At 60.2% G+C, this 901-nt stretch carries 1 pseudogene; it reads left to right on the top strand.

From position 1 onward, the window contains the following. A pseudogene (locus tag JQK15_RS27170) lies at window positions 1-884 on the top strand (IS630 family transposase); the annotation flags it as partial. Window positions 885-901 lie beyond the last annotated feature (17 nt).

Raw genomic sequence — 901 nt, forward strand, 5'->3', positions numbered from 1 at the left:
TGGGTGGTGCGCTTCAATGCCCGGGGGCCGGACGGACTCCTCGACGGGAAGGCGCCGGGCAAGTCCCCGTTGTTGAACGATGCCCAGCGTCGGGCTCTTGCGGAGATCGTTGAAAGCGGCCCGATCCCGGCGATCCATGGAGTTGTTCGCTGGCGGCTGATTGATCTGGTGCGGTGGCTCCATGGCGAGTTTGGTGTGTCCCTGACGGAAACGACTGTGGGGCGGGAGCTGAAGAAGCTGGGCTATGTCAAACTGACGGCACGCCCGCGTCACCATGCCCAGAACGAATATGCGATGGAGGACTTTAAAAAGCGGGCTTTGCAGCCGAGCTGGCAAAGATCAAAGCCGCCCTCCTGGGTGGCACGCCGATAGAGGTCTGGTTCCAGGACGAGGCCCGGATCGGCCAGAAAAACAAGATCACCCGGCGCTGGGCCAGGCGTGGCACCCGGCCGTCGGCACCCAAGGACCAGAGGACGAAATCGGCCTACATCTTCGGTGCCATCTGCCCCGAACTCGGCAAGGGGGCGGGCCTGATCCTCCCGTTCTGCAACACCCAGACCATGTCGCTGCACCTGACGGAGATATCGCTCGCTATCGAGCCAGGTGCCCACGGTGTTGTGTTGATGGATCAAGCCGGGTGGCACATGACCGGAAAGCTGGAAGTGCCAGAGAATATCAGCATCATTCCGCTGCCCCCGAAATGCCCCGAACTCAACCCGGTCGAAAATATCTGGCAGTTCATGCGGGATAACTGGCTGTCCAAACGGATCTTCATATCCCACGACAACATCATAGACCTTTGCTGCGAAGCCTGGAACAAGCTGGTCGATCAGCCGTGGCGCATCATGACTATCGGACGCCGTAAATGGGCGCGTGGGTCGTGATCAATGCATCTTGGTAT

Source organism: Sphingobium sp. BHU LFT2, assembly GCF_018604485.1.
Lineage (GTDB): Bacteria > Pseudomonadota > Alphaproteobacteria > Sphingomonadales > Sphingomonadaceae > Sphingobium > Sphingobium yanoikuyae_A.